The organism is Mesorhizobium sp. CNPSo 4661 (assembly GCF_057784215.1).
Genome location: NZ_JBWGIO010000003.1, coordinates 129,007 through 152,308, shown reverse-complemented (window position 1 = coordinate 152,308; position 23,302 = coordinate 129,007). Strand labels below are relative to the sequence as shown.

Sequence of the window (23,302 nt, the reverse complement as noted above, 5' to 3'; positions counted from 1 at the left end):
GAAGGAGCCGGGATCAGCTGCCCAAAGGCTGCCAAGGTCCCAAAAATCTGCCTCTCCAACTTGTATATGCATGTATGTATTTTAGCCTTGACATCCATTGCCGCCGACGTTGAATATCGTTCCACTTCCGTCGACGTGGCAGGTAAGACGCCGCCGAGGCACAGTGCCGCAAGAAGCAGAAGCCGCATTCTCACCAGACCGGAAGTTGGTTCCAAAAAAAGCGGTCTGAATCATCAAGGGGAACAAAGATGATGCGTAACCTCAAAGGACAATTCCGTGCGCTTATGGTGGCTGCCGCCGTCGGTTTCGCTCCGCTGGCCCACGCCGCCGACACCACCATTCCCGCGACGCCCGAGGCCGGCTCGTTCAAGATCGGCATCGAGCCGTGGCTGGGCTACGGCCAGTGGCACGTGGCCGAAGCCAAGGGCCTGTTCAAGGCAAGCGGGCTGTCGGACGTCCAGATCGTCAACTTCGCCGAGGACAAGGACATCAACGCTGCCCTGGCGAGCGGCCAGCTCGACGCGGCCAACATCGCGACCCACACCGCGATGGGCATGGTTGCGGCTGGGCTGCCGGTCAAGATCGTGCTGCTGCTCGACGTCTCGATGACGGCCGACGCCATGATCGCCGGCAAGGACATCACCTCGATCGCCGACCTCAAGGGCAAGCAGGTCGCCTTCGAGGAAGGCACGACCAGCGACATCCTGCTCAAATACGCGCTTGCCAAGAACGGCATGTCGATCGCCGACGTCCAGCCGGTGCCGATGCCGGCGGCGGATGCCGGCAGCGCGCTGATCGCCGGCCGCGTCCCGGTCGCGGTCACCTATGAGCCGTATCTCACCACGGCCAGGGCGCAGAACAAGGACGTCAAGCTTCTCTTCACCGCCGGCGAGGATCCAGGCCTGATCAGCGACGTGCTGGTGGTGCGCGACGAGGTGATCAAGTCGCGGCCCGGCCAGGTGCTTGCCATGATCAAGGCCTGGGATGCCGCGCTCAAGGACTACAATGCCGACACGCCCGGCGGCCGCGCCATCATCTCCAAGGCGGTCGGCTCGAGCGTCGAGGACTTGAACACCGCCTTCGACGGCGTGCGCTACTATTCGCTGGCCGAGAACAAGGGCGCCCTGACTGGCGATTTCTCCACCAAGACATTCGCCGACGTCGAGGCCGCTGCCAAGAATGCCGGCCTGCTGCAAGCCGACGTGACGCCGGAGCAGATGATCGATCCGGCCTTCGTCAAGGCCGCGCAGTAGGCCGGGCCGTGGCGGTCGCCGAGATGCCCGACGAGCCTGCAGTCAAAGCGAACCCGTCCGGCCCGTCAACGGGGCTTGCTGCCAGGCAGGCGACGCGACGCCGATCCTTCGGGATCGGCGCGCCCATCGCGCGCTCCCGTTTCCTGATGATCGCCGTGGCCGTCTTTGCCGGCCTCGGCCTGGCATGGTGGGCGGCGACGGGCCTCGAATTGGTCAAGCCGATCTTCCTGCCGTCGCCGGCCAGCGTGGTGACACAGCTCGGCAAGCTCTGGGCCGACGGCACGCTGCTCATCGATCTCAAGGCCTCGATCTACCGTATTTCGGTCGGCTTTCTCATCGCCTCGGCGCTGTCCATCCCGATTGGCGTGCTGATCGGCAGCTTCCGGACCTGGGAAGCGGCGATCGAGCCGCTGGTGGATTTCATCCGCTACATGCCGGTGGTCGCCTTCGTGCCGCTCTCCATCCTGTGGGCGGGCACCAGCGACGCCCAGAAATTCCTGATCATCTTCATCGGCACTTTCTTCCAGCAGGTGCTGATGATCATGGACAACGTCAAGCGCGTGCCGGCCGACTTCGTCGGTCTCGGCAGGACGCTCGGCCTGCCGGATCGCAAGATCCTGACGCGTATCGTGGTGCCGAGCGCCTTGCCGGGCATCTGGGATACGCTGCGCATAAGCCTGGGCTGGGCCTGGACCTGGCTCGTGCTGGCGGAACTCGTCGCGGCGACGTCCGGGCTCGGCTATCGCATCACCGTCTCGCAGCGCTATTTCCAGACCAACACCATCATCGGCTATATCCTGTTGCTGGGCATGCTCGGCCTCATCACCGACCAGGTCATGAAGGCACTGGGCAAGGCGCTGTTCCGCCAGGACAGCCGTTCATGACGAGGCAAGGCCGATGAATTCCCCCAAACTGCGTATCAAAGGCCTCCACAAGAGCTTCGGCACCGGAGCGCGGCGCACCGAAGTGCTGCGCGATATCAATCTCGACCTCGCCGACAACGAGTTCGTGTCGCTGGTCGGCACGTCAGGCTGCGGCAAGAGCACGCTGTTGTCGATCGTCGCCGGACTGCAGGATTTCGACTCGGGCGATCTCGATATTGACGGGTCGCCGATCCTGAAGCCCGGCCTCGACCGAGGCGTCGTCTTCCAGTCCTATACGCTGCTGCCCTGGCTGACGGCGCAGCAGAACATCGAGTTCGCTCTCAAGGCCGCCGGCCACGACCGCGCTACCTGCCGCAGGATCGCGCTTGAGCACCTCGATCTGGTCAAGCTGCCGAACTCGGCCAACCTCTATCCTTCCGAACTTTCGGGCGGCATGAAGCAGCGTGTCGCCATTGCGCGCGCGCTTTCCTACCGCCCCAAGATGCTGCTGATGGACGAGCCCTTCGGCGCGCTCGACGCCCTGACCAGGCATCAGATGCAGGAACTCCTGACCCAGATCTGGGAGGAGCACAGGCTCACCGTGCTCTTCGTCACCCACGACGTCGAAGAGGCTGTCTATCTGTCGGACCGCATTGCCGTGATGGGCATCGGTCCGGGGCGCATCATGCGGACGTTTGACGTCGACATCGAGCGCCCGCGCCGCGAAGAGGTCATGGAGAGTGCCGCTTTCATGGACCTGCAGCGCAATGTCCACAAGGCCATTCGTGAAGCCTCCAGGCGCCCCGAAATGGCTTAGGCGGCTCCTTTCGTCGTCCGGTCCGCCGGTTTGTGACGCGCAACGGACCATTGCAAGGAGAGCCACCTGCCGCTTTGGTCCGTTGCGCGCCGCGCCCGGCCGGTTCCGCCGGCCGTGCGATGTCAAAACAGCTTGGCGGTCGCCATGCAAAACACGGTGATGACCAGCAGCCCGCCGGCGATGCGTTCGCCTCTGGTCATTTTTGCCCGCAAATGGGTCTGCGTCGCTTGATCGGCGCCTGCCAGCTGCCTGCTGGCCGAGGCCACAAGCGCGCCCTGCACGCCGGCGGCGATCAGCGCCGTCAAGATGCCAAGCGCCAGCACCTTCTCCATCGAGCCGAACGCGCCCTCATGGAAGAAATACCAGAGCAGCAAGCCGGTCAGAAACACCACGCCGGAGGCGCCGAGTTGCGGCCGGATGAAGCGCTCCGCCTTGATCTCCGGATCGCGGGCAACCGCGATGGTCGTGCCGGCCCAGAAGACGCCGGCCATCACATGCAGGCCGATGGTGACGATGTAGACATATTGCATGACCGCATTCCTCTCTGCCGCCCGCCGCGCCGCAACCCAGTCGCGGTGCCATCAATAAGACAAAGTTAGATATCTAACGATTAGATGTCAATGCATGGAGCCGAGTTCCACCTTGCCATTGCATGCTCTACTGTCATGTCATGACACCGTTTGACCGCCCGCCCGTCGGCATGAATCTCGCCCGCACCTCGAAGGTGGTGGCGCAGGCTTTCGACGCCGCGCTGGTCGAGGCGGGCGGCACGCTGCCGGTCTGGCTGACCTTGCTGTCGGTCAAGTCGAAGGAATTGGCCAACCAGCGCGAGCTTGCCGGCATGATCGGCATCCAGGGCGCGACGCTGACGCATCACCTTAACGCCATGGAAGCGCAAGGGTTGCTGACGCGCCGCCGGGACCCGGAAAACCGCAGGGTCCACCAGGTGGCGCTGACCGAGGCCGGCGAGGCGCTGTTCGAAAAGCTCCGCCTCGCGGCCGTCGCTTTCGACAAGCGGCTGCGGGCTGGTATTCCCGATGAGAGGCTGGCCGAATTCGCCGAGATGCTTGCGTTGCTGCGGGCGAATGCGGGGGGCACCTAGCCGGTTGTATTGAATCGATTGGCAGTCAATGCTATATGACCACAATAGTCATATGATGGAGCTTGGCGATGCGGGAAATTCAACTGAAGGATGCCAAGGCAACGCTTTCGGCAGTAGTCGATAACGCTGTTGCGGGAGAGCCTGCCGTCATCACGCGTCATGGCCGCAAGCAAGCTGTGATCCTATCGTTCAAGGAATACGAAAGGCTGTCGCGCGTGCCAAGCTTTGGACAATTGCTGGCGGCGTTTCCGGGGGGCGAAGACGACATTGCCCCTCGCATCCGCAAACCTGTTCGAAAGGTTGACCTGTAAGGGCGACCCTTCAGCCGATGTTTTTACTGGACACCAACATCATTTCGGCAATGGCGCCGTCCAAAAGGAATGAGCGGACGGAGTTGGCGGATTGGCTCGATCAGGCCAGCGACCATTTGTTCTTGTCCGTGGTCACGGCATCGGAGATCACCTCTGGAATCGCGAAAGCCGAACGCGAGGGCGCAACGACGAAAACAGCGCTACTCCGTCAATGGTGGCAGGCAATTGAATATCTTTATGGCGAAAGGATATTGCCTCTCGATCTGCGCGCGGCGCATGCCGCGGGATTGATGCTCGATCGTGCCCGGGCGCATCAGCCGGGATTTGAGGACATCGCGATCGCAGCGACAGCCGAAGTGCATGGCTTGACGATCCTAACGGGCAATGAGCGCCATTTTGCACCTCTCGGCGTGCCGATGCTCAATCCGCTGAAGGTGCTACCGGTGCTGCCCGGAGAGCGGCCAGTTCAGTCGTAGCCCGCAATCGCGCCGAAGGCGTAGTGGCGCAGCTTGAGCGCCGCGATCAGCGCCGTCAGCTTCGCCTTGCCGTCGAAGGCGTCCTGGAACATCTCGTCATGCATGAGCAGGATCAGCTTGTTCGGCCTGGCGAAATGGCCATAGCCGAACAGATGATCGATCTCGCTGACCAGGTGGTCGACACTCTGCACCGGCTTGCCGCTGTCCTCATGCACCCATTCGTGGTCCCAGCCATAGAGCCAGAAGCCCGAGGCCGCGACGAATTCGTAATCCGGATCCTCGCGGCCTGCCTCCGCCAGCCCAAGCGAATTGTCGTCCTTCGAGTAATTGGGCAGCCGGAACACGTCGCGTCCCGGCAGCCGCGCGTGCACGGCCGGCTTCAAGCCCAGCACGGCGTTCGCCCTGAGCATGTCTGCGACCACGCCTTCGGTGTCGCCGTAGAAATGCCGGTAGTGATTGTAGGCGTGGCTGTAGCTGTGGTTGCCGATCGTCACCAGCGGCATCGATTTCGCCCGCTGCAGCAGCGCCCGGTTGGTGGCGTTGGCCTCGGCATGCATGCCGACCATGAACAGCGTCGCCGGCACCTGCTCGGCCTGCAGCACGTCGAGGATATTGCTGGTGCCGTTCAGCGGACCGTCGTCGAAAGTGAGATAGACGGTGCGATCGGCGGCGAAGGCAGGCGACGCGGCGAACAGCAGTATCAGGATAAGAAGTCGAAGCCGCATCCCTGAAATCCGGTGGTAATCCTCGCAAGCCGCCACACCGAGACCGGTCTGTATGCTTGGCACTGCCGAGGTGCATCGAGATGCAGGTCAGGTCGAGTCGAGAATGGTGGCTTTCGAGAACTGGCCTACGCCGGCCGTAGCCTTCATAGAGCGGGAACACTTATGAGGGCTTCGGCCGGCGAAGGCCGGAGCGGAGCGTACTTAACATACGAGAGCACCGGAAGCGCAGAAAGCCGTCATTCGCAGGCCGGCCTCACCTGAATATCGGTGTACCTCAAGCGAGGCTGCCCTGCAGCACTTTAAGCTTCGCCTTCTTCGGGCTGCGCGCCAGCAACCATTCGCGCGCCTTGTCCTGCGGCATCGGGAATGCGATCGAATAGCCCTGCACCTGGTCGCAGCCGATCGCCATCAGCGAGTCGAGCTCCGCCTCGGTTTCGGCGCCCTCGGCGACGATCGAGATGCCGAGCCCGCGGGCAAGCTCGGTGATGGCGCGCACGATCTTGGAGTTGTCGCCGTTCTCGTTGATGTTCTGGACGAAGCGGCGGTCGATCTTCAGCCGGTCGATCTCGTTCGGATTGACGTGGCTGAGCGAGGCATAGCCGGTACCGAAATCGTCAAGCTCCAGATGCACGCCGGCGGCGCGGATGTGGCGGAGCTTCGAGGCGATGCCTGTCTTCTCGTCGTCGAGGATGACGGATTCGACGATCTCCAGCGCCAGCTTCTGTGGGGGCAGCCCGGCGCGCTCCAGCGTGCCGAACAGGAAGCTGTCGAAATCGGGCTCGCGCAGTTCCGTGCCCGAGACGTTGACGGCGATGCGCCCGAAATCGATGCCGGCGCGGTCCCATTCGGCGGCCTCGTTGATCGCCTTGCCGATGACGATGCGGCCGATCTCCGGCATGAAGCCGCATTTCTCGGCCACGGGGATGAACTCGCCGGGCGAGATCATGCCGCGCGTCTCGTGCTTCCAGCGCACCAATGCCTCGATGCCGCTGATCTTGCCGCTGGTCAGCGACACTTGCGGCTGGAAATAGACCTCGAAGCTCTTGTTGGCGATGGCCGTGCGGATATCTTGTTCGAGCTGCTTGCGATAGTCGAGCTCGCGGCGCAGCTCCTCCGAGAAGAAGGAGAAGTTGCCGCCGCCGAGCTTCTTGGCGGAGTAGAGCGCCAGGTCGGCATGGACGAGCAGGTCCTGCGCATTGTCGGCGTCGACCGGATAGACCGCGATGCCGGCGCTGGCGCCGGGCATGATGGTCGTGCCCTGGAACGTGATCGGCTCGTTGATCTCGCCAAGGATGCGCTTGGCCAGCGCATGGATGTCCTCGGTGGTGCCGGCACCGTTGAGGATCATGACGAACTCGTCGCCGCCCAGCCTGGCGCAGAGATCCGACGCGCGGCAGGAATCGCGCATGCGCTGCGCCGTCACCACCAGCACATAGTCGCCTGCCGCATGCCCTAGAGTGTCGTTGATCTGCTTGAAGCGGTCGAGGTCGAACTGGATCACCGCCAGGCGCTCGCGGCGGCGCTGCGCTCCCTTGATCAGCGTGTCGAAATGGTCGGTGAGGAAGGTTCGGTTGTGCAGTCCTGTCAGGCCGTCATGCACGGCGATGAAGGCCATCGAGTTGCGGGCATCGACCAGCTCGCGCGTCTTGCGCAGGATGGCGTTGGACATCGGCCGGAAGATGAACAGCGCCACCAGCACGATGACGCCGAGGGTGGCGAAGAACAGCGTGCGGTGCAGGTCGAGGATGTTGCTGGATTTCTCGTCGGCGAAGGCACTGATGCGCTGGCCGAGCGCGGCATAGCCGGACATCGTCGCATTGGCGACGGAGGCGTCGAGGCCGACGCGCTCGCCGCCGCCCTTGTAGCCGTCGCTCTGCATGCCGAGCTGCGACGCGAAGGACGAGACCAGCCTGTCGCCATTGGCGACGAGGCCGACCGAGAAGTAATCGAGGTGGAAGGGCTTGCTGAACAGGACGTATTCGATCGACTTCGGGTCGTTGCGCGCCGGCGAGAGCGGGTCGGCGCCGGTTTCCTTGAGCAGCCGGTCGTAATTGGTCTCGAACTCGCCCGTCGCCTGCTTGAGCGCCGTGACCAGCGCCGGCTGCTTGTCGCGCGAGGCGCCGCCGGTGGCGCTGGCCAGGAAGACGATGCGCTGCGACAGCGCCTTCTGCGTCGAGACGATGTCGAGCACCGCATTGTTGTGCTGTTGCTGCGCCATCAATTGCTGGAGAAGAATGAAGGACGCCACCACCATGGCGGCGATGATCGTCAGCGCCAGCCAGTAGCCGGTCTTGATGAGCAGGATCAGCTTGCGCGAAACGCTATGCACTGGCTGCTGCGACATAACTTAAGAGACCCCACCGGTCGACGGATTCCTGCCCTGGATACGGCGGGAAGACGCTTGCCTGGAAAGGGTTAACAGGTCGGCAAGGGAGGCCGGCGGCCGTCATGGCGGTTCGACAAAGCTCGCAAGATGGTTATCACGTCCTTTCCCGCTTACCCCATTTTTGCTCGTATTGCCGCCGCGCCATGGCGAAGGATTGCGATCGGGCTTTCGCGACGCCACCGAAGCGGTCGCTTTTGCGATGGATTTTTTGCAGCTGTAGCGCGACAGTCCGGCCTCGAACCGAACAGGGCCGGACCATGAGCAAAGCATTCCTTTCCCATATCGACAGTGAGCTCCAGGGCCTGAAATCGGCCGGGCTCTACAAATCCGAGCGGGTGATTTCCTCCATGCAGTCCGCCGAGATCGAGGTGGGCGGGCAAAAGGTGCTGAACTTCTGCGCCAACAACTATCTCGGCCTCGCCGACAGCGAGGATTTGCGCGACGCGGCAAAGCACGCGCTTGACCGCTACGGCTACGGCATGGCCTCGGTGCGTTTCATCTGCGGCACGCAGGAAGAACACAAGGAGCTCGAGGCGACGATCTCGTCCTTCCTCGGCATGGACGACACCATCCTCTATTCCTCCTGCTTCGACGCCAATGGCGGTTTGTTCGAGACGCTGCTTGGCGAGGAGGACGCCATCATCTCGGATGCGCTGAACCACGCCTCGATCATCGACGGCGTGCGCCTCTCCAAGGCCAGGCGCTTCCGCTACGCCAACAACGACATGGCCGATCTCGAAGCCCGCCTGAAGGAGGCGAAGGACTGCCGCTTCCGGCTGATCGCCACCGACGGCGTGTTCTCGATGGACGGCATCATCGCCAATCTCAAGGGCGTCTGCGACCTTGCCGAGAAATACGATGCGATGGTCATGGTCGACGACAGCCACGCGGTCGGTTTCGTCGGCAAGAATGGTCGCGGCTCGGCCGAGCATTGCGGCGTCGAGGGCAGGGTGGACATCATCACCGGCACGCTCGGCAAGGCGCTGGGCGGCGCCTCAGGCGGCTACACGTCGGGCAAGCGAGAGGTGGTGGACTGGCTGCGCCAGCGCTCGCGGCCCTATCTCTTCTCCAACACGCTGATGCCGGCGATCGCCGGCGCATCGATCAAGGTGTTCGACCTGATCCGCAATGGCGACGCGTTGCGCGAGCGCCTATATGCCAATGCGGATCGGTTCCGGTCTCAAATGGGTAAGCTCGGCTTTACATTGGCCGGCGCCGATCACCCGATCATCCCGGTGATGCTGGGCGATGCTGCGCTGGCACAGGAGATGGCGCAGCGCATGCTGAAGCGCGGCATCTATGTCATCGGTTTTTCCTTCCCGGTGGTGCCGAAGGGCCAGGCGCGCATCCGCACGCAGATGTCGGCGGCGCACTCCAGCGCCGACATCGACCGCGCGGTCGAGGCGTTCGGCGCGATCGGCAAGGAACTGGGCGTGATTTCCTGAACGGCCGAAAGCTGCTCCGGATCAAGAGATTCAAGGAACAAAAAGAATGTCCAACATGATGAAGGCGCTGGTGAAGGCCAAGGCCGAGCCGGGCATCTGGATGGAAGAGGTGCCGGTGCCGGAGATCGGCCCCAACGACGTGCTGATCAAGGTCAAGAAGACCGCGATCTGCGGCACCGACGTCCACATCTACAACTGGGATCAGTGGGCGCAGAAGACCGTGCCGGTGCCGATGGTGACCGGCCACGAATTCGTCGGCACCGTCGCCGATTTCGGCGCGGCGGTCACCGAATACAAGGTCGGCCAGCGCGTCTCGGGCGAGGGCCATATCGTGTGCGGCCATTGCCGCAATTGCCGCGCGGGCAGGGGCCATCTTTGCCGCAACACGCTTGGCGTCGGCGTCAACCGTTCAGGCGCCTTCGGCGAGTACATGGTGATCCCGCAGCACAATGTCGTGCCGATCCCCGATGACGTGCCGGACGAGATCGCCGCCATCTTCGATCCGCTGGGCAATGCCGTTCACACCGCATTGTCCTTTGACCTGGTCGGCGAGGACGTGCTGGTCACCGGCGCCGGCCCGATCGGCATCATGGGTGCGCTCGTGGCGCAATGCGTCGGCGCGCGAAAAGTCGTGATCACCGACATCAACCCGGTACGGCTCGATCTGGCGCGCAAGCTTGGCGTGCAGCATGTCGTCGACGCCTCAAAGGAAAAGCTGCGTGACGTGATGCCGTCGATCGGCATGAGCGAAGGTTTCGACGTCGGGCTCGAGATGTCGGGCGCCGCTCCCGCCTTCCGCGACATGATCGACACCATGAACAATGGCGGCAAGATCGCCATCCTCGGCATAGCGCCCACCGGCTTCGAGATCGACTGGAACAAGGTCATCTTCAAGATGCTGCATCTCAAAGGCATCTACGGCCGCGAGATGTTCGAGACCTGGTACAAGATGATCGCACTGGTGCAGGGGCCTCTGGATGTGTCGGGGCTGATCACGCACCGGATCGGCATCGACGATTTCCAGGTGGGATTCGATGCGATGAGGAGCGGCAGTTCGGGCAAGGTGGTGATGGATTGGTAGGCCCTGAAGGGAGACGTCGAGTTCCTTCGCCCCCCTCTCTGTCCTGCCGGACATCTCCCCCTCAAGGGGGGAGATCAGCTGTCATGCCGGCCTTCGCCAATCGCAGACGCTGCAAGACGAGCGCCGTTGCCGAAGCTGCCAATCTCCCCCCAAGAGGGGGAGATGTCCGGCAGGACAGAGAGGGGGGCCTCGCGCCAGCCTATCAGTTCTTTTCTTCCAAAGCTTTCTCCAGCGCCGAGACCCCTTCCACAACCGCCATTCGCTCCTCCACGCCCAATCTCCCCAGCAGCTCCCTTTCAAACGCCTTCGCCAGCGGCACCATCTCGCGATAGGCGGCGAGCCCCGCCTTGGTCAGCGCCAGATGCTCGACGCGGCGGTCGTTTTCGTCCGGCGTGCGCGTCAGCCAGCGCCGCCGCTCCAACTCGGCCACAGCGCGCGACACCTTGGTCTTGTGCATGGCCGACTGCTCGCCGAGTTCGGTCGCCGTCATGGTGCCGCGCTCGCCAAGCCCGGAGAGCGTGCGCCATTCCGGTCGCGTAAGGCCATACCGATCTTTGTAGATTTTCGAGAATTCGCGGCTCACGGTGTCGGCCAGCCGATAAAGTCGGTAGGGCAGGAAGCTTTCCAGCTCGAGGATATCCGGTTCCATGAAATGCTCCCCGAGGCAGCGCAGCCGTTGATAGTTACATTTTCAATGGTTACAAATGAAACAAGTTTGGTCAATATCGTCGGCAGGGCCCGTCTCGGGACGCTTGCAAGCCGGGATCTGGGAGGATCGGATGGCCTTTTCCTACATGCCGGGCTTCGGCAATGATTTCGAGACCGAGACGCTGCCCGGCTCGCTGCCGCAGGGCCGCAACTCGCCGCAGCGGCCGGCCTACGGGCTCTATGCCGAGCAGCTTTCGGGTTCGCCCTTCACCGCGCCGCGCGGCACCAACGAGCGCTCCTGGCTCTACCGCATCCGTCCAAGCGTAAAACACACCGGCCGCTTCAAGGCCGCGAGCTACCCCTTGTGGAAGACCGGGCCGAATATCGGCGACCATGAACTGGCGCTCGGCCAATACCGCTGGAACCCGACGCCAATGCCCAGCGAGCCGACGGATTTCATCTCCGGCATGCGCACCTTCACCACGGCCGGCGACGCGGTCGGCCAGTCCGGCATGGCCGCGCATATCTATGTCGCCAACCGTTCGATGGTGGACGACCATTTCTTCAACGCCGACGGCGAATTGCTGGTCGTGCCGCAGGTCGGCGCGCTGCGCTTCGTGACCGAAATGGGCGTCATCGAGCTTAAGCCCGGCGAGATCGCCGTGCTGCCGCGCGGCCTCGTCTTCAAGGTCGAGCTCGCCGGCAAGGAGGCGCGCGGCTATGTCTGCGAGAATTATGGCGCCAAGTTCACCATGCCGGACCGCGGCCCGATCGGCGCCAATTGCCTGGCCAATCCGCGCGACTTCAAGACGCCCTGCGCCTGGTTCGAGGAGAAGGAGACGCCCTGCCGGCTGATCGTCAAATGGTGCGGCACTTTCCACGTCACCGAGCTCGGCCATTCGCCGCTGGACGTCGTCGCCTGGCACGGCAATTACGCGCCCTACAAATATGATCTGGCGACGTTTTCGCCGGTCGGCGCCATCCTGTTCGACCACCCCGATCCGTCGATCTTCACCGTGCTGACGGCACCCAGCGGCGAGGAGGGCACCGCCAATGTCGACTTCGTCATCTTCCCGCCGCGCTGGCTGGTGGCGGAGAACACCTTCCGTCCACCCTGGTATCACCGCAACATCATGAGCGAGTTCATGGGCCTGATCCACGGCCAGTACGATGCCAAGGAGGAAGGCTTTGTTCCCGGCGGCATCAGCCTGCACAACCAGATGCTGGCGCACGGGCCGGACGCGTCGGGTTTTGAGAAAGCCACCCGCTCGGAGCTGAAGCCGGTCAAGCTCGACAACACCATGGCCTTCATGTTCGAGACGCGCTTCCCCCAGATACTGACGCGCTATGCCGCCGAGCTCGGCAGCTTGCAGGAGAACTACATCGACTGCTGGGCCGACCTGAAGAAGCGTTTTAACGGCACGCCTGAAGGCGATTGGTCCTGATCGGCGGATCATTGTCAGGAAAACGTGTCGAGGCGACTTGACGATCGCTCGCGCGCGCTTTGTTGTGTGACAAAGCGGTGAAAAGGCCGCCAGGAGAGGAAACCGCATGAAGCTTGCCACTTTGAAGAACGGGACGCGCGATGGGAAACTGGTCGTGGTCTCGCGCGATCTGACGCGGTTCACCGATGCTTCCTTCCTGGTGCCGACGCTGCAGGCCGCGCTCGACGATTGGCGCCGTATTGCGCCGCATCTGGCGGCGATGGCTGAATCGCTGGAGACCAACGCAGTGCCTTCGGCGCGCTTCCACGAGCATGACGCGCATTCGCCGCTGCCGCGCGCCTATCAGTGGGCTGATGGTTCGGCCTATGTGAACCATGTCGAGCTGGTGCGGAAGGCGCGCGGCGTCGAGATGCCGGCAAGCTTCTGGACCGATCCGCTGATCTACCAGGGCGGCTCCGATTCCTTTATCGCGCCGCGTGACCCGATCCGCATGGCGGACGAAGCGTTTGGCGTCGACATGGAGGCTGAGGTCGCCGTCATCGTCGACGATGTGCCGATGGGCGCCGGACTGGCGGAGGCGAAAGAGGCCATCCGTCTCGTTATGCTGGTCAACGACGTGACGCTGCGCGCCATCACCGGGCCTGAATTGGCCAAGGGCTTCGGCTTCTTCCAGTCGAAACCGTCTTCCGCTTTCTCGCCGGTCGCGGTCACGCCGGACGAACTTGGCGACGCCTGGGACGGCGGCAAGGTCAATCTTGCGCTGCTCGCCGATCTCAACGGCAAGCCGTTCGGCCGCGCCAATGCCGGCGTCGACATGACCTTCGACTTCCCGGCGCTGATCGTGCATGCGGCAAAGACGCGGCCGCTCGCCGCCGGCACCATCATCGGCTCCGGCACCGTCTCCAACAAGCTCGATGGCGGGCCGGGCAAGCCGGTTTCGGCGGGCGGCGCCGGCTATTCCTGCATTGCCGAGCTGCGCATGATCGAAACCATCGAGAGCGGCGAGCCGAAGACGCCTTTCCTGCGTTTCGGCGACATTGTGCGCATCGAGATGAAGGATAAGGCCGGCCATTCGATCTTCGGCGCCATCGAGCAGAAGGTCGAGAAACACGAGGGCTGAGCGGAGAAAGGAACCTGAAAAGGTGACCCTGCTCGAGCACCTGCGCCGCATGGCGCGCAACAATTTATGGTCGAACGACCGGCTCTATCGTGCCGTGCTCGCTCTCAAGCCCGGCGAGTTCGAAGCCGGGCGCACCAGCTTCTTTCCCTCAATCAGGGAGACGCTCAACCACACCCTCGCGGTCGACCTTCTCTATTTCGACTTCCTGACCGATGGCGGTCTCGGCGCCTCCGCTTACGACAACTTCGTACCGTTCGACGATGCGGCAAGCCTGGCAGCGGCGCAGGCCGATTTCGACCGCAGACTTGTCGCTTTCTGCGATGGTCTATCCGAAGCCGATCTCGATCGCCACGTCATCACCGACCGGCGCGAGGACGGCATGATCCCCGAACGGATCGGCGACATCCTCGCCCATGTCTTCCTGCACGACATCCACCACCGCGGCCAGGTGCACGCGATGCTTTCCGGCACCTCGGTGGCGCCGCCGCAGCTGGATGAGTTCCTGCTCGACTACGACATCAAGCTGAGGAAGGACGAGGTCGAGCGGTTGGGGCTGTGAGCGAGACGGCTGCGTTGAAAAATTATTGTAGTTACGAAAATCGTTGACTGAATTATTGTAGGTACATAAATTCTGATGAAGATCGTTTGGGACGAACCGAAACGGTGGGCCAACATTGACAAACACGGCTTGGATTTCGCTGCGTTGGACGAGGAGTTTTTCCTTGCGTCGACAATCCGGGCGGCCAAAGCCGGCCGTTTCATGGCGATTGGTCGGATGGTCGGCGGTGTTGTTGCAGTGGTCTTTGCCCGGCTTGGCTCCGAGGGCATCTCGATAATTTCGATGCGACCAGCCAACCAGGCGGAAAGGAGATTGTTCGATGGCAAAGTCTAAGCTGAACATCACAAAGCCGGACAAGGAGTTCAAGTCAGGCAAAGGTTTCACCAAGGAAGATTGGGACGCAGTTTCCGACAACCCCGAATGGACCGAGGAGGACTTCCGAAACGCGCGTCCCTTCACCGAAGTGTTCCCCGATCTTGCCGAAAGCATTCGCCGTTCGCGCGGCCGGCCGGCGCTCGACAATCCGAAGAGACAGGTGACGCTGCGCCTCGATAGCGATGTGGTTGCCCGCTTCCGCGCCGGCGGACCCGGCTGGCAGAGTCGGATAAACGACATCCTGCGGAAGGCCGCCGGCCTTTAAAAGTAGTTCGATCGTATGGCAGTCAGCCCAGCGCGACCTCGTATTGGGCAAAATGCGAATCTGACGTCAGGATCGCCAGGTTCTCTATCCGCGCCTGTGCAATCAGCAGCCTATCGAACGGATCGCCATGGTGAGGCGGCAGATCGCCGACTGCGTGCGCGTGCTGCAAGGTAACCGCGAGGGGCTGAAACCGCATCCTCGGAAGCAACGTCGGCAGGTCATTTGGCGCCTGAAGCTTTCCAATTGACCGTTTGATCGCGATTTCCCAAACGCTCGCCGCGCTCGCGAACACCACCGCGTCCGAGTCAAGGATGGCGCGATGCTGTTCGCTGAGACGTCGATCATCCGAAATCGACCAGAGGATAATGTGCGTATCGGCGAGAAACGGCCCAGTCGTCATTTGACGTATTCGTCCCATTCGGGACCGAGTTCGTCGAAGTCGTCCGCAATCCAGATCTTGCCTTTCAAGGCGCCGATACGCGGCAACGGTTCCACCACTGCCGGAGGTACGATACGCGCGGCCACCTTGCCATGGCGCGTAAGCACAATCTCCTCGCCGGCTTCTGCGCGGCTCACGAGTTCCGACAATTTGGCCTTGGCTTCTGCGATGGAAACATTCATGGAGCGATCCTTTATGACCATAATTTAGGTCATAATTGATCGTGCCGCAAGATATCGCCGGGCCGCTACGCCGCCTTGCCGTCCAGCTTGATCACGCCGCGCTTGATCTGATCCTGTTCGATCGACTCGAACAGCGCGCGGAAGTTGCCTTCGCCAAAACCTTCGTCGCCCTTGCGCTGGATGAATTCGAAGAAGATCGGCCCGATCACGGTCTTCGAGAAGATCTGCAGCAGGATCTTGGTCATGCCGCCGTCAACCACGCCTTCGCCGTCGATAAGGATGCCGTGCTTCTTCATGCGCTCGATCGGCTCATCATGGCCATGCACGCGCTCGTGCGACATCTCGTAATAGGTGTCGGGCGGGCCGGGCATGAACTTCAGGCCGTTGGCGGCAAGCTTGTCGGTCGCCTCGTAGATCGCGTCGGTGCCAACCGCAATGTGCTGGATGCCCTCGCCATTGTACTTCTTCAGATACTCGGCGATCTGGCTGGTCTCGTCCTTGGACTCATTCAGCGGAATGCGGATCTTGCCGCAGGGCGAGGTGATGGCGCGGCTGACCAGGCCGGTGATCTTGCCGTCGATATCGAAGAAATGGATCTGCTTGAAGCCGAACAGGTCGCGGTAGAAATCCCACCACTTGTCCATATTGCCGCGATAGACATTGTGGGTCAGGTGATCGAGGAAATAGAAGCCGACGCCTTCCGGCTTCGGGTCGCGCTCGCCCAGCCATTCGAACTCGGCGTCGTAGGCCGAACCCTTTTCGCCATAAGCCTCGATGAAATAGAGCAGCGAGCCGCCGATGCCGACGATTGCCGGTACGTCGAGCGCCTTGTCGGCGCCTTCATAAGGCGTGGCGCCCTTCGATACGGCATGGTCGAAAGCGTGCTTGGCATCGACCACGCGCCAAGCCATCGAGGCCGCGCAGGGCCCGTGCTTTTCGACGAACTTCATGGCATGCGAGCCGGGCTCGGCATTGACGACATAGTTGATGTCGCCCTGGCGCCAGACGGTGATGTCCTTGCTGCGATGCTTCGCCACGGCGACATAGCCCATGCGGGTGAACAGCTCGGCAAGCTTTGCCGGCTCGGCATGCGCGAACTCGACGAATTCGAAGCCGTCGGTGCCGGCGGGGTTCTGCTTGCTGATGCGGGCGGGCGGGGCGTCGTGCGGGAAGGGGCCCATGGCAGTCCTCCTAAAGCTTGTTGCGGCCGGGCTTGGCCATCTTTCTCCATGATAGCGCGGGACAGCCGCACGGTGCTTGCATTCAACCGCTAGAAATGCGCATGATGTGCGCAATTTGTGCACGATTGGAGGATAATCCATGGATGATGCGCGCCTTGACCAATTTGACCGCAAGATATTGGCGCTTTTGCAGGACGATGCGCGCTATACCAACAACGACCTGGCGGAGCGCGTGAACCTGTCGCCCTCGCAATGCTCTCGCCGGCGTCTGCGCTTGGAGGAGGACGGCTATATAAAGGGCTACCGCGCCGTGCTCGACCGCGACCGTCTCGGCTTTTCGCTGGTCAACGTCATTTCGGTGACCCTGGCCACCCATAACCGTGACAATGCCCGCCGCTTCGGCGAGCTGGTGGCCCGCCTGCCCGAGGTGCAGGAGGCGCACGCGCTGACCGGCGAGATGGATTACATCTTGAAAGTGGTGACGCCCGACCTCAAGTCGCTGTCGGAGTTCGTCAACGGCGTGCTCCTGCCGCACGAATCCGTGCAGCATGTGAAGACGGCGATCGTGCTGGAGACGTTGAAGGAAACCGGTGCGCTGCCGATTTAAGCTATGCTGATATTCAGGTGAGTCCGGCCTGCAAATGACGGCTTCCTGCGCTTCCGGCCTTCGCCGGCCGAAGCCCTCATAAATGCTTCCGCTCTATGAAGGTTACGGCCGGCGTAGGCCGGTTTTCGTAAGCCGCCATTTTCGGCTCGTACTGACCTGAATCTCAGCACACCTTCGCTGGGATATTCACCCCCGCTGCTGCTGGATCAGCCCATAAAGGTTGGTGCAGCGCGCGCCTGAACGGCAATAGGCGAACACCGGCCCCTCGAGTTCGTCGAGCGCGGTGGCCTGGTCCTCGACATTGTCCATTGTGATCTGACCGCTGATGACCGGAATGTACCGGAACGCAAGCCCGGCTGCCTCGGCCGCGGCCTGGACGCTCTCGGCCGAAGGCTGACCCGGCTGCTCGTCGTCCGGCCGGTTGCATATCACGCTCTTGAAGCCGGCGTCCTTGATGACGGCTATATCCTCGGGCTGGATCTGGCCGGAGACTGAATAGTCGTCGCTGATCTGGCGGTATTCCATGATGTCCTCGCAAGTTTGGTGCCTCGTGGCTTGGCTGGTGTTCTGCCACTCCCCGAGCGATCCGGCAACTGCTGCTAGGCCGAGGCCGGCTGGGCGAGCCGAGTTCGGGCGAAGCGGGCCACGACGATGCCGGCGATGACCGCCGCGACAAAGACCGGCGTCGACGAGTAGCCAAGGCCGAGCGCCGGAATTGAGGCCCCGGGACAAAAGCCGGCAATGCCCCAGCCGATGCCGAAGACAGCAGCGCCGCCGACCATTTGCCGGTCGATGGTGCTTTTAGACGGCGAGGCAAAGGCGCTCTCGAACACCGGCACCTCGCGCCGGCCGAACACCAATCGGTAGCCGGCGAAGGCGACCGCCAGGCCGCCGCCCATCACGAAGATCAGGCTCGGATCCCAGGTGCCGGCAATGTCGAAGAAGTTCAGCACCTTCGCCGGATTGATCATGCCGGAAACAGCGATGCCCAGGCCGAAAAGCCCACCGATCAGAAAGGCCGAGACGAGTTTGCGCATAGGTCAGCCTCCCATCACGTGGCGGATGATGAAGACGGTGACGAAAGCGGTCGCCATGAAGGTGGCGACCGCGACGAACGAACGAGGCGACAACCGCGCGATGCCGCAAATACCGTGCCCGCTCGGGCAACCGCCGCCGAAATGCACGCCGATGCCGACCAGGAAGCCGCCCACGACGAGCGCCGTCGTCGGGACCGGCACGCTGAACGGGATCTGCTTGCCGGCAAGCGCCAAGAGCAGGGGGGCGGCGATGGCGCCTGCGAGAAACATTGCGCGCCACTGCCACTCGGCCGACAGCGGCGGGATGACGCCGGTCAAGATGCCGGTCATGCCGGCGACGCGGCCGTGCAAAGCCATCAGCAGCACGGCCGACAGGCCGATGAGGGCGCCGCCGAGCAGGGACTGGAGAGGCGTGAAGTCAGTCATGGAAAGGGCCAATCCGAATTGCATCAACCGCTGTAGCAGATAGACATTTCCATGCGCGAATCCAGCCGGAACTTGGTCCGGCTGGAAGGAGTGGCTGTTTCTGCGCCTGGGTTGTTCCTCAACTCCCCAGGATCGCGCCTTTGATCTGCGTGATGTTGTTGTGCATCATGTCGATATAGGTCGACGCGGGGCCATCGGACGCCGACAGCGCGTCCGAATAGAGCGTGCCGCCGACCTTGATGCCGGTCTCGCCAGCGATCTGCTCGATCAGCCGCGGATTGCTGATGTTTTCCAGGAAGATCGCCGCCGCCTTGTCCTGCTTCACCTGTTTCACAAGCTTGGCGACGTCGGCGGCCGACGGTTCGGAATCGGTCGAGATGCCCTGCGGCGCCAGGAAGGTCAGGCCGTATTCGTGCTCGAAATAGCCGAAGGCGTCATGCGAAGTGATGACGACGCGCTTCGCCTCTGGGATCGACTGGATCGCTGCCTTAACTTCCGTCTCCACCGCGTCGAGCTTGGTGGTGTAGGCGGCGGCATTGGCCTTGTAGCTGTCGCAGCCTTCCGCGTCGGCCGCGCAGAACGCCTCGGCGATGTTCTTCACATAGATCTTGGCATTGGCGATCGATTGAAAGGCGTGCGGATCGGTGACGGTCTTGCCGCCGCTGGTGTCGGCGCCTTCAGCGGCGTCCGCATCGGCGAATTCCGGCTTGAAGTCGATCGGCGTCACGCCCTTGGTCAGCGTCACGATCGCGGCCTTGGTGGCGCTGGCGTCGACCAGGCGCTGCAGGAAACCCTCGAAATGCAGGCCGTTGACCAGCACCACGTCGGCTTTGGCCATCGCCACCGCGTCGGCCGGGCTCGGCTCATAGACATGCGTGTCGCCGTCCGGCCCGACGATGGTGGTGATGTTGACGCGGTCGCCGCCGACGTTTTTCGCAAAGTCGGCAATCACCGTGAAGCTCGCCACGACCTTGAGCGGCGCCGCGAAGGCAGTCGACGTAGCGAGAGCGCTTAATGTTATAACGCTCAACGTCAGTGCGGCGCGGAAGGATTTCAGCATTGGAGTCTCCTTGCTTGGGGATTAGGGTTAGAGCGAGATGAGGTTAGATTGGAACATTCTGCCGGCGCTGGTTTAGACCAAGGCCGAGGGCTTTGCCGCAGGCCGTACTGTCGGTACGGCCAAGGCAAAGGCCGATGGATTTGGTCCAAACCAGCCCGGCCCTCCGGGTTTCCGGGCGGCGGGCACCCGCGGCGTCGAGCCGCTTGGGCGATGGAACCCCATCGCCCAAGCGCCTCTCCTACCGGATTGCATCGCCGCCCGAGAAACAGAATGATCCAATCTAACCTCATCTCGCTCTAAGCAGTCCGGTGTCGGTGATGCACGATGCGGGCGCGCAGCACGCCGCGCGTGCCGAACAGGATCGAGCAGAAATAGACGACGCCCGCCGAAAGGATGATCGCCGGGCCCGAGGGCAGCGAGGCGTGGTAGGACAACAACAGTCCGGCGATGCAGGAGGCGAAGCCGATCAGCACCGCCAAGACGCACATCGGCTCCACGCGCGCCGTCCAGAAGCGGGCAGCGGCGGCCGGCAGCATCATCAGTCCGACCGAGAGCAGTGTGCCAAGCGCCTGGAAGCCGCCGACGAGGTTGAGCACGACGAGGCCGAGGAAGATGAAATGCACCGGGCTGCCCATGCGGCTGACCGAGCGCAGGAACAGCGGGTCGAGGCACTCGGCGACCAGCGCGCGCCAGAAGATGGCGAGGCAGGCGAGCGTCACCACCACGATGCCGCCGATCAGGATCAGCGCCTCATTGTTGAGCGCCAGCACCGTGCCGAACAGCACATGCATCAGGTCGACGCTGGAGCCGCGGATCGACACCATCAGCACGCCGACGGCAAGCGAGATGAGATAGAAGGCCGCCATCGAGGCGTCCTCGCGCTGGATGGTGAAGCGCGAGACCGCGCCCGCGCCGAGCGCCACGATGATGCCGGCAATCAGCCCGCCGACCGTCATCGGCAGGATTTCGAGGCCATAGAGCAGGAAGCCGGCGGCCGCGCCCGGCAGGATGGCATGCGCCATCGCGTCGCCCGACAGGCTCATGCGCCTCAGCATCAGGAAGACTCCGACCGGGCAGGCGCCGAGCGACAGCATCAGCGAGCCGAACAGCGCCCGCTGCATGAAGGCGAAATCGGCGAAGGGCGCGATGAAAAGGCCGTAGAGGAGCTCCATCACGCCGCCCTCGGTCCGGAGCCGTGCTGATGGTCATGGTGGTGATCATGCGCATGATCGTGATGGTCGTGATCATGGTCATCGGGCTCGCACCACGGCGCATTCTCTTCCCACGCCTCGTGGAAGCGCCTTGCCTTGAGCAGGTTTTCCGGCCGCAGCGTTTCCTTTGTGTCGCCCCAGGCGACGGGCTGGCGCGCGAGCAGCAGCGTTTCCGGGAAATTCTGCCGCACCAGATCGAGGTCGTGCACCACGACCATGATCGTGCGTTCTTCGCCATGCCAGCGCTTTATCAGCTGGATGAGATCGCCGACCGTCTTGGCATCGACCGCGTTGAACGGCTCGTCGAGCAGGATCAGGTCGGCGTCCTGCAAAAGCACCCGGGCAAACAGCGTGCGCTGCAACTGGCCGCCGGAGAGCGTGTCGATCGGCCGCTTCTCGAAGCCGCCAAGGCCAACCGCCATCAGCGCCTTGCTGACCGACTCGCGGTCTTCCCAGGTGTAACGGCCGAGCATGCCGCGCTTCGGCCACAGTCCGAGCGAGACGAGATCGACGACGCGCGCCGGAAAAGACCGGTCGAGCTCCGACTGCTGCGGCAGATAGGCCGTGCGCACGCCAGGCATGCGGACCACGGCGCCTTCCATCGGCTTCAGCACGCCCACGATGCCCTTCATCAGCGTCGACTTGCCCGAACCATTGGCGCCGACCACGGCGGTCAGCGAGCCTTTGCGGACGGTGCCGTTCAAATGATGGATGGCCGGGTGGCTGTTATAGCCCAGCGTCAGGTCGCGGAAGGTCAGGCAGGCAGTGGTCATCAGGCGGCGGTCCGCGAAATCGAGTGCGTTGTCGATATGTGATGTTATTACATTAGTCAACACGCCGGCCCGGCGGAATTGTGTCACGACCGGTCAACTCGCCGTGTAGGCGTGCCGTTCGGGACCGGACATTGGCTCAATTGGTTTCGCGCCCGCCGGCCTTGCGCCGCGCCGGCCCGGACTCTAAACAGCAGCGACTCCCACAACGAAGGAACCTCCAATGAGCATTCGTCGCATCGATGTCGGCCCGCGCATGAGCCAGATTGTCATTCATGGCAACACCGTCTATCTGGCCGGCCAGGTCGGTCAGCCCGGCGGCAACGTCGCATCGCAGACGCGCGACATCCTGAAGACCATCGACGAATTGCTGGCCAAGGCCGGCACCGACAAGACCAAGATCGTGCAGGCGATCATCTGGCTGGACGACATGAAGACCTTTGCCGAAATGAATTCGGAATGGGACAAGTGGGTGCCGCAGGGCCACACCCCGGCGCGCGCCACCGGCGAAGCCAAGCTCGCCACCCCGGAATATTTGGTCGAGATCATTGTGACGGCTGCGCTGTAGCGCCAGCCTTGCCTTCTCCCCCTGTGGGAGAAGGTGGCCGCGAAGCGGCCGGATGAGGGGTGCTGGAAGGATCGGGGCGCTGAAGATCTTGGCGCTCCAAGCGCTTGGATTTCCTGGCGCTGAGTTCCTTCCAGCACGCCTCAACCGTCTCGGCGCTGCGCGCCGATCCACCTTCTCCCACAAGGGGAGAAGGCGAGGGGCTAGCCCTGCGATGGCGTGAACCTAGCCACCAGCGTGTGGCTCTCGGCCGGATAGATGAACCGCACATGCGTCACCGGGTGCTCGGCGCTCCAGGTGCGGCGCTCGACAACCAGGCAGGGCGCGCCGGGATCGATGTCGAGCGCGTCGGCGATTGTCTCGTCCGCCGCCATGGCGCGGATGCGGTGCTCGGCCTCGCTCCACGGCACGCGACCGATCAGCCAGGGGCCGGGCGCGATATCGAGAAACTCCTCCTCGCCGGCCTCGGTTACAGCCGAAAGATTGATCAGCCGCTGCTCGAGCGCGAAGGGCCGTTCGCCGGCAAAATGCAGGCTCTCCAGCGCCAGCACCGGACCCGGTGCGGAAAGCCCGAGCAACGCGCGGTCCTCGGCGCTGCTGCGCCGTTTCAGGCGCTCCAGCCGCTCATAGCGATAGGGCAGGCCGAGCGCCTCGACCTCGATCCGGATGTCGTGCAGTTCCAGCACCGCCGCCTGTGATTGCGGCTGGCGCACGAAGCTGCCGGAGCGGCGCCTACGCTCGATCAACCCGGCTTTGGCGAGTTGCGACAGCGCCTTGTTCACCGTCATGCGCGAGCAATTGTATTGAGCCGTCAGCTCGTGCTCGAAGGGAATGCGATGTCCAGGCGCCCAGGCGCCCGACAGAATTTTTTCGCGGATGTCCGACAAGATGCGCTGGTGCAGCGAGAGGATCTCGCCGTTTTCGACATCGTCTGTCTCGACAAGGCTCATCGG

Annotated in this window: 29 protein-coding genes; 15 read left to right on the top strand and 14 right to left on the bottom strand. The window is 63.0% G+C overall.

The window, feature by feature from the left end; translation table 11 throughout:
• Positions 1–251: 251 nt before the first annotated feature.
• The 3 genes from AC0YKC_RS05485 to AC0YKC_RS05475 all read left to right on the top strand — a co-directional run bounded on the left by AC0YKC_RS05485 (position 252) and on the right by AC0YKC_RS05475 (position 2,933).
• A complete protein-coding gene (locus AC0YKC_RS05485) occupies positions 252–1,253 on the top strand; it encodes an ABC transporter substrate-binding protein (RefSeq protein ID WP_488510561.1) in 1,002 nt (333 codons plus the stop codon).
• Between the two features lie 146 nt (positions 1,254–1,399).
• Positions 1,400–2,137 (top strand): ABC transporter permease, encoded by a 738-nt coding sequence (locus tag AC0YKC_RS05480; RefSeq protein WP_320297462.1) that lies wholly within the window; start codon positions 1,400–1,402, stop codon positions 2,135–2,137.
• A gap of 13 nt (positions 2,138–2,150) precedes the next feature.
• Entirely contained in the window at positions 2,151–2,933 is a 783-nt protein-coding gene (locus AC0YKC_RS05475) for an ABC transporter ATP-binding protein (protein ID WP_434722379.1), read from the top strand.
• A gap of 122 nt (positions 2,934–3,055) precedes the next feature.
• Here AC0YKC_RS05475 and AC0YKC_RS05470 read toward each other — a convergent pair whose 3' ends face one another.
• Positions 3,056–3,463: a hypothetical protein gene (locus AC0YKC_RS05470; RefSeq protein ID WP_320297385.1), complete on the bottom strand. Its 408-nt coding sequence runs from the start codon at positions 3,461–3,463 to the stop codon at positions 3,056–3,058.
• A 140-nt stretch (positions 3,464–3,603) separates the two neighbouring features.
• Between AC0YKC_RS05470 and AC0YKC_RS05465 the strand changes: the two genes are divergently transcribed.
• The 3 genes from AC0YKC_RS05465 (at position 3,604) to AC0YKC_RS05455 (ending at position 4,822) form a co-directional block, all read left to right on the top strand.
• On the top strand, positions 3,604–4,035 hold the full coding sequence (locus tag AC0YKC_RS05465; protein WP_488510402.1) for a MarR family winged helix-turn-helix transcriptional regulator: 432 nt from the start codon (positions 3,604–3,606) through the stop codon (positions 4,033–4,035).
• A 68-nt stretch (positions 4,036–4,103) separates the two neighbouring features.
• On the top strand, positions 4,104–4,346 hold the full coding sequence (locus AC0YKC_RS05460; RefSeq protein ID WP_320297383.1) for a type II toxin-antitoxin system Phd/YefM family antitoxin: 243 nt from the start codon (positions 4,104–4,106) through the stop codon (positions 4,344–4,346).
• A gap of 17 nt (positions 4,347–4,363) precedes the next feature.
• Positions 4,364–4,822, top strand: coding sequence for a PIN domain-containing protein (locus tag AC0YKC_RS05455; protein WP_488510401.1), 459 nt, complete (start codon positions 4,364–4,366; stop codon positions 4,820–4,822).
• On the opposite strand, the gene AC0YKC_RS05450 is transcribed toward AC0YKC_RS05455, so the two are convergent.
• Both AC0YKC_RS05450 and AC0YKC_RS05445 read right to left on the bottom strand, forming a co-directional pair.
• Positions 4,813–5,547 (bottom strand): polysaccharide deacetylase family protein, encoded by a 735-nt coding sequence (locus tag AC0YKC_RS05450; protein ID WP_488510400.1) that lies wholly within the window; start codon positions 5,545–5,547, stop codon positions 4,813–4,815. The genes AC0YKC_RS05455 and AC0YKC_RS05450 overlap by 10 nt on opposite strands.
• Positions 5,548–5,821: 274 nt before the next feature.
• The gene (locus AC0YKC_RS05445; RefSeq protein ID WP_320297380.1) at positions 5,822–7,891 is read right to left on the bottom strand and encodes a putative bifunctional diguanylate cyclase/phosphodiesterase; all 2,070 of its coding nucleotides are present in this window, start codon (positions 7,889–7,891) and stop codon (positions 5,822–5,824) included.
• Positions 7,892–8,190: 299 nt separating this feature from the next.
• Between AC0YKC_RS05445 and AC0YKC_RS05440 the strand changes: the two genes are divergently transcribed.
• Both AC0YKC_RS05440 and tdh read left to right on the top strand, forming a co-directional pair.
• Positions 8,191–9,378, top strand: coding sequence for a glycine C-acetyltransferase (locus tag AC0YKC_RS05440; protein ID WP_488510399.1), 1,188 nt, complete (start codon positions 8,191–8,193; stop codon positions 9,376–9,378).
• 46 nt (positions 9,379–9,424) lie between these two features.
• Complete coding sequence (tdh, locus tag AC0YKC_RS05435; RefSeq protein WP_488510398.1) at positions 9,425–10,459, top strand: L-threonine 3-dehydrogenase; 1,035 nt, start codon at positions 9,425–9,427, stop codon at positions 10,457–10,459.
• A 202-nt stretch (positions 10,460–10,661) separates the two neighbouring features.
• On the opposite strand, the gene AC0YKC_RS05430 is transcribed toward tdh, so the two are convergent.
• Positions 10,662–11,108 carry a MarR family winged helix-turn-helix transcriptional regulator gene (locus tag AC0YKC_RS05430; protein ID WP_488510397.1) on the bottom strand — a complete coding sequence of 149 codons (447 nt, stop codon included), beginning with the start codon at positions 11,106–11,108 and terminating at the stop codon, positions 10,662–10,664.
• A gap of 130 nt (positions 11,109–11,238) precedes the next feature.
• On the opposite strand from AC0YKC_RS05430, the gene hmgA reads away from it, so the two are divergent.
• The 5 genes from hmgA to AC0YKC_RS05405 all read left to right on the top strand — a co-directional run bounded on the left by hmgA (position 11,239) and on the right by AC0YKC_RS05405 (position 14,871).
• A complete protein-coding gene (hmgA, locus tag AC0YKC_RS05425) occupies positions 11,239–12,552 on the top strand; it encodes a homogentisate 1,2-dioxygenase (protein WP_488510396.1) in 1,314 nt (437 codons plus the stop codon).
• A 106-nt stretch (positions 12,553–12,658) separates the two neighbouring features.
• A complete protein-coding gene (locus AC0YKC_RS05420) occupies positions 12,659–13,672 on the top strand; it encodes a fumarylacetoacetate hydrolase family protein (protein WP_488510395.1) in 1,014 nt (337 codons plus the stop codon).
• Between the two features lie 22 nt (positions 13,673–13,694).
• Positions 13,695–14,231 (top strand): DinB family protein, encoded by a 537-nt coding sequence (locus tag AC0YKC_RS05415; RefSeq protein ID WP_488510394.1) that lies wholly within the window; start codon positions 13,695–13,697, stop codon positions 14,229–14,231.
• A 75-nt stretch (positions 14,232–14,306) separates the two neighbouring features.
• Positions 14,307–14,564, top strand: coding sequence for a BrnT family toxin (locus AC0YKC_RS05410; RefSeq protein WP_434722390.1), 258 nt, complete (start codon positions 14,307–14,309; stop codon positions 14,562–14,564).
• Entirely contained in the window at positions 14,551–14,871 is a 321-nt protein-coding gene (locus AC0YKC_RS05405; protein ID WP_488510393.1) for a BrnA antitoxin family protein, read from the top strand. The genes AC0YKC_RS05410 and AC0YKC_RS05405 overlap by 14 nt, the downstream gene beginning before the upstream one ends.
• A gap of 22 nt (positions 14,872–14,893) precedes the next feature.
• Here AC0YKC_RS05405 and AC0YKC_RS05400 read toward each other — a convergent pair whose 3' ends face one another.
• The 3 genes from AC0YKC_RS05400 to hppD form a co-directional block, all read right to left on the bottom strand.
• The gene (locus AC0YKC_RS05400) at positions 14,894–15,271 is read right to left on the bottom strand and encodes a type II toxin-antitoxin system VapC family toxin (RefSeq protein WP_320297372.1); all 378 of its coding nucleotides are present in this window, start codon (positions 15,269–15,271) and stop codon (positions 14,894–14,896) included.
• The gene (locus AC0YKC_RS05395; protein ID WP_140634067.1) at positions 15,268–15,492 is read right to left on the bottom strand and encodes a type II toxin-antitoxin system Phd/YefM family antitoxin; all 225 of its coding nucleotides are present in this window, start codon (positions 15,490–15,492) and stop codon (positions 15,268–15,270) included. The genes AC0YKC_RS05400 and AC0YKC_RS05395 overlap by 4 nt, the downstream gene beginning before the upstream one ends.
• Before the next feature lie 65 nt (positions 15,493–15,557).
• Positions 15,558–16,673 carry a 4-hydroxyphenylpyruvate dioxygenase gene (gene hppD / locus AC0YKC_RS05390; RefSeq protein ID WP_434722393.1) on the bottom strand — a complete coding sequence of 372 codons (1,116 nt, stop codon included), beginning with the start codon at positions 16,671–16,673 and terminating at the stop codon, positions 15,558–15,560.
• Positions 16,674–16,812: 139 nt separating this feature from the next.
• Between hppD and AC0YKC_RS05385 the strand changes: the two genes are divergently transcribed.
• Complete coding sequence (locus AC0YKC_RS05385; RefSeq protein WP_488510392.1) at positions 16,813–17,280, top strand: Lrp/AsnC family transcriptional regulator; 468 nt, start codon at positions 16,813–16,815, stop codon at positions 17,278–17,280.
• A gap of 186 nt (positions 17,281–17,466) precedes the next feature.
• Here the strand turns inward: AC0YKC_RS05385 and AC0YKC_RS05380 are convergent, their stop codons facing one another.
• From AC0YKC_RS05380 to aztA, 6 genes are all read right to left on the bottom strand, one after another.
• A complete protein-coding gene (locus tag AC0YKC_RS05380; protein WP_488510391.1) occupies positions 17,467–17,805 on the bottom strand; it encodes a protein tyrosine phosphatase family protein in 339 nt (112 codons plus the stop codon).
• A 74-nt stretch (positions 17,806–17,879) separates the two neighbouring features.
• On the bottom strand, positions 17,880–18,317 hold the full coding sequence (locus tag AC0YKC_RS05375) for a DUF6691 family protein (RefSeq protein ID WP_320297369.1): 438 nt from the start codon (positions 18,315–18,317) through the stop codon (positions 17,880–17,882).
• A 3-nt stretch (positions 18,318–18,320) separates the two neighbouring features.
• The gene (locus AC0YKC_RS05370; protein WP_320297368.1) at positions 18,321–18,743 is read right to left on the bottom strand and encodes a YeeE/YedE family protein; all 423 of its coding nucleotides are present in this window, start codon (positions 18,741–18,743) and stop codon (positions 18,321–18,323) included.
• 118 nt (positions 18,744–18,861) lie between these two features.
• Positions 18,862–19,803 carry a zinc ABC transporter substrate-binding protein AztC gene (gene aztC / locus AC0YKC_RS05365; protein WP_488510390.1) on the bottom strand — a complete coding sequence of 314 codons (942 nt, stop codon included), beginning with the start codon at positions 19,801–19,803 and terminating at the stop codon, positions 18,862–18,864.
• Positions 19,804–20,099: 296 nt separating this feature from the next.
• A complete protein-coding gene (gene aztB / locus AC0YKC_RS05360; RefSeq protein ID WP_488510560.1) occupies positions 20,100–20,975 on the bottom strand; it encodes a zinc ABC transporter permease AztB in 876 nt (291 codons plus the stop codon).
• Positions 20,975–21,787, bottom strand: coding sequence for a zinc ABC transporter ATP-binding protein AztA (gene aztA / locus AC0YKC_RS05355; RefSeq protein WP_488510389.1), 813 nt, complete (start codon positions 21,785–21,787; stop codon positions 20,975–20,977). Before aztA ends, aztB begins: the two co-directional genes overlap by 1 nt.
• Positions 21,788–22,007: 220 nt before the next feature.
• Here aztA and AC0YKC_RS05350 point away from each other — a divergent pair, with 220 nt between their 5' ends.
• Complete coding sequence (locus AC0YKC_RS05350) at positions 22,008–22,352, top strand: RidA family protein (RefSeq protein WP_320297365.1); 345 nt, start codon at positions 22,008–22,010, stop codon at positions 22,350–22,352.
• Positions 22,353–22,552: 200 nt separating this feature from the next.
• Here the strand turns inward: AC0YKC_RS05350 and hutC are convergent, their stop codons facing one another.
• Positions 22,553–23,299, bottom strand: coding sequence for a histidine utilization transcriptional repressor HutC (hutC, locus tag AC0YKC_RS05345; protein WP_434722400.1), 747 nt, complete (start codon positions 23,297–23,299; stop codon positions 22,553–22,555).
• Positions 23,300–23,302 lie beyond the last annotated feature (3 nt).

Excerpts from the sequence above, each read along its gene's own strand:
- AC0YKC_RS05480 (WP_320297462.1), top strand. The coding sequence starts at position 1,400 with ATGATCGCCGTGGCCGTCTTTGCCGGCCTCGGCCTGGCATGGTGGGCG.
- AC0YKC_RS05385 (WP_488510392.1), top strand. The coding sequence starts at position 16,813 with ATGGATGATGCGCGCCTTGACCAATTTGACCGCAAGATATTGGCGCTT.
- AC0YKC_RS05450 (WP_488510400.1), bottom strand. The coding sequence starts at position 5,547 with ATGCGGCTTCGACTTCTTATCCTGATACTGCTGTTCGCCGCGTCGCCT.
- AC0YKC_RS05380 (WP_488510391.1), bottom strand. The coding sequence starts at position 17,805 with ATGGAATACCGCCAGATCAGCGACGACTATTCAGTCTCCGGCCAGATC.
- AC0YKC_RS05420 (WP_488510395.1), top strand. The coding sequence starts at position 12,659 with ATGAAGCTTGCCACTTTGAAGAACGGGACGCGCGATGGGAAACTGGTC.
- AC0YKC_RS05475 (WP_434722379.1), top strand. The coding sequence starts at position 2,151 with ATGAATTCCCCCAAACTGCGTATCAAAGGCCTCCACAAGAGCTTCGGC.
- AC0YKC_RS05430 (WP_488510397.1), bottom strand. The coding sequence starts at position 11,108 with ATGGAACCGGATATCCTCGAGCTGGAAAGCTTCCTGCCCTACCGACTT.
- tdh (WP_488510398.1), top strand. The coding sequence starts at position 9,425 with ATGTCCAACATGATGAAGGCGCTGGTGAAGGCCAAGGCCGAGCCGGGC.
- AC0YKC_RS05445 (WP_320297380.1), bottom strand. The coding sequence starts at position 7,891 with ATGTCGCAGCAGCCAGTGCATAGCGTTTCGCGCAAGCTGATCCTGCTC.
- hutC (WP_434722400.1), bottom strand. The coding sequence starts at position 23,299 with ATGAGCCTTGTCGAGACAGACGATGTCGAAAACGGCGAGATCCTCTCG.
- AC0YKC_RS05455 (WP_488510401.1), top strand. The coding sequence starts at position 4,364 with ATGTTTTTACTGGACACCAACATCATTTCGGCAATGGCGCCGTCCAAA.
- aztB (WP_488510560.1), bottom strand. The coding sequence starts at position 20,975 with ATGGAGCTCCTCTACGGCCTTTTCATCGCGCCCTTCGCCGATTTCGCC.
- AC0YKC_RS05460 (WP_320297383.1), top strand. The coding sequence starts at position 4,104 with ATGCGGGAAATTCAACTGAAGGATGCCAAGGCAACGCTTTCGGCAGTA.
- hppD (WP_434722393.1), bottom strand. The coding sequence starts at position 16,673 with ATGGGCCCCTTCCCGCACGACGCCCCGCCCGCCCGCATCAGCAAGCAG.
- AC0YKC_RS05350 (WP_320297365.1), top strand. The coding sequence starts at position 22,008 with ATGAGCATTCGTCGCATCGATGTCGGCCCGCGCATGAGCCAGATTGTC.
- AC0YKC_RS05440 (WP_488510399.1), top strand. The coding sequence starts at position 8,191 with ATGAGCAAAGCATTCCTTTCCCATATCGACAGTGAGCTCCAGGGCCTG.
- AC0YKC_RS05405 (WP_488510393.1), top strand. The coding sequence starts at position 14,551 with ATGGCAAAGTCTAAGCTGAACATCACAAAGCCGGACAAGGAGTTCAAG.
- AC0YKC_RS05370 (WP_320297368.1), bottom strand. The coding sequence starts at position 18,743 with ATGACTGACTTCACGCCTCTCCAGTCCCTGCTCGGCGGCGCCCTCATC.
- AC0YKC_RS05410 (WP_434722390.1), top strand. The coding sequence starts at position 14,307 with ATGAAGATCGTTTGGGACGAACCGAAACGGTGGGCCAACATTGACAAA.
- aztC (WP_488510390.1), bottom strand. The coding sequence starts at position 19,803 with ATGCTGAAATCCTTCCGCGCCGCACTGACGTTGAGCGTTATAACATTA.
- hmgA (WP_488510396.1), top strand. The coding sequence starts at position 11,239 with ATGGCCTTTTCCTACATGCCGGGCTTCGGCAATGATTTCGAGACCGAG.
- AC0YKC_RS05375 (WP_320297369.1), bottom strand. The coding sequence starts at position 18,317 with ATGCGCAAACTCGTCTCGGCCTTTCTGATCGGTGGGCTTTTCGGCCTG.
- AC0YKC_RS05465 (WP_488510402.1), top strand. The coding sequence starts at position 3,604 with ATGACACCGTTTGACCGCCCGCCCGTCGGCATGAATCTCGCCCGCACC.
- AC0YKC_RS05400 (WP_320297372.1), bottom strand. The coding sequence starts at position 15,271 with ATGACGACTGGGCCGTTTCTCGCCGATACGCACATTATCCTCTGGTCG.
- AC0YKC_RS05395 (WP_140634067.1), bottom strand. The coding sequence starts at position 15,492 with ATGAATGTTTCCATCGCAGAAGCCAAGGCCAAATTGTCGGAACTCGTG.
- aztA (WP_488510389.1), bottom strand. The coding sequence starts at position 21,787 with ATGACCACTGCCTGCCTGACCTTCCGCGACCTGACGCTGGGCTATAAC.
- AC0YKC_RS05470 (WP_320297385.1), bottom strand. The coding sequence starts at position 3,463 with ATGCAATATGTCTACATCGTCACCATCGGCCTGCATGTGATGGCCGGC.
- AC0YKC_RS05485 (WP_488510561.1), top strand. The coding sequence starts at position 252 with ATGCGTAACCTCAAAGGACAATTCCGTGCGCTTATGGTGGCTGCCGCC.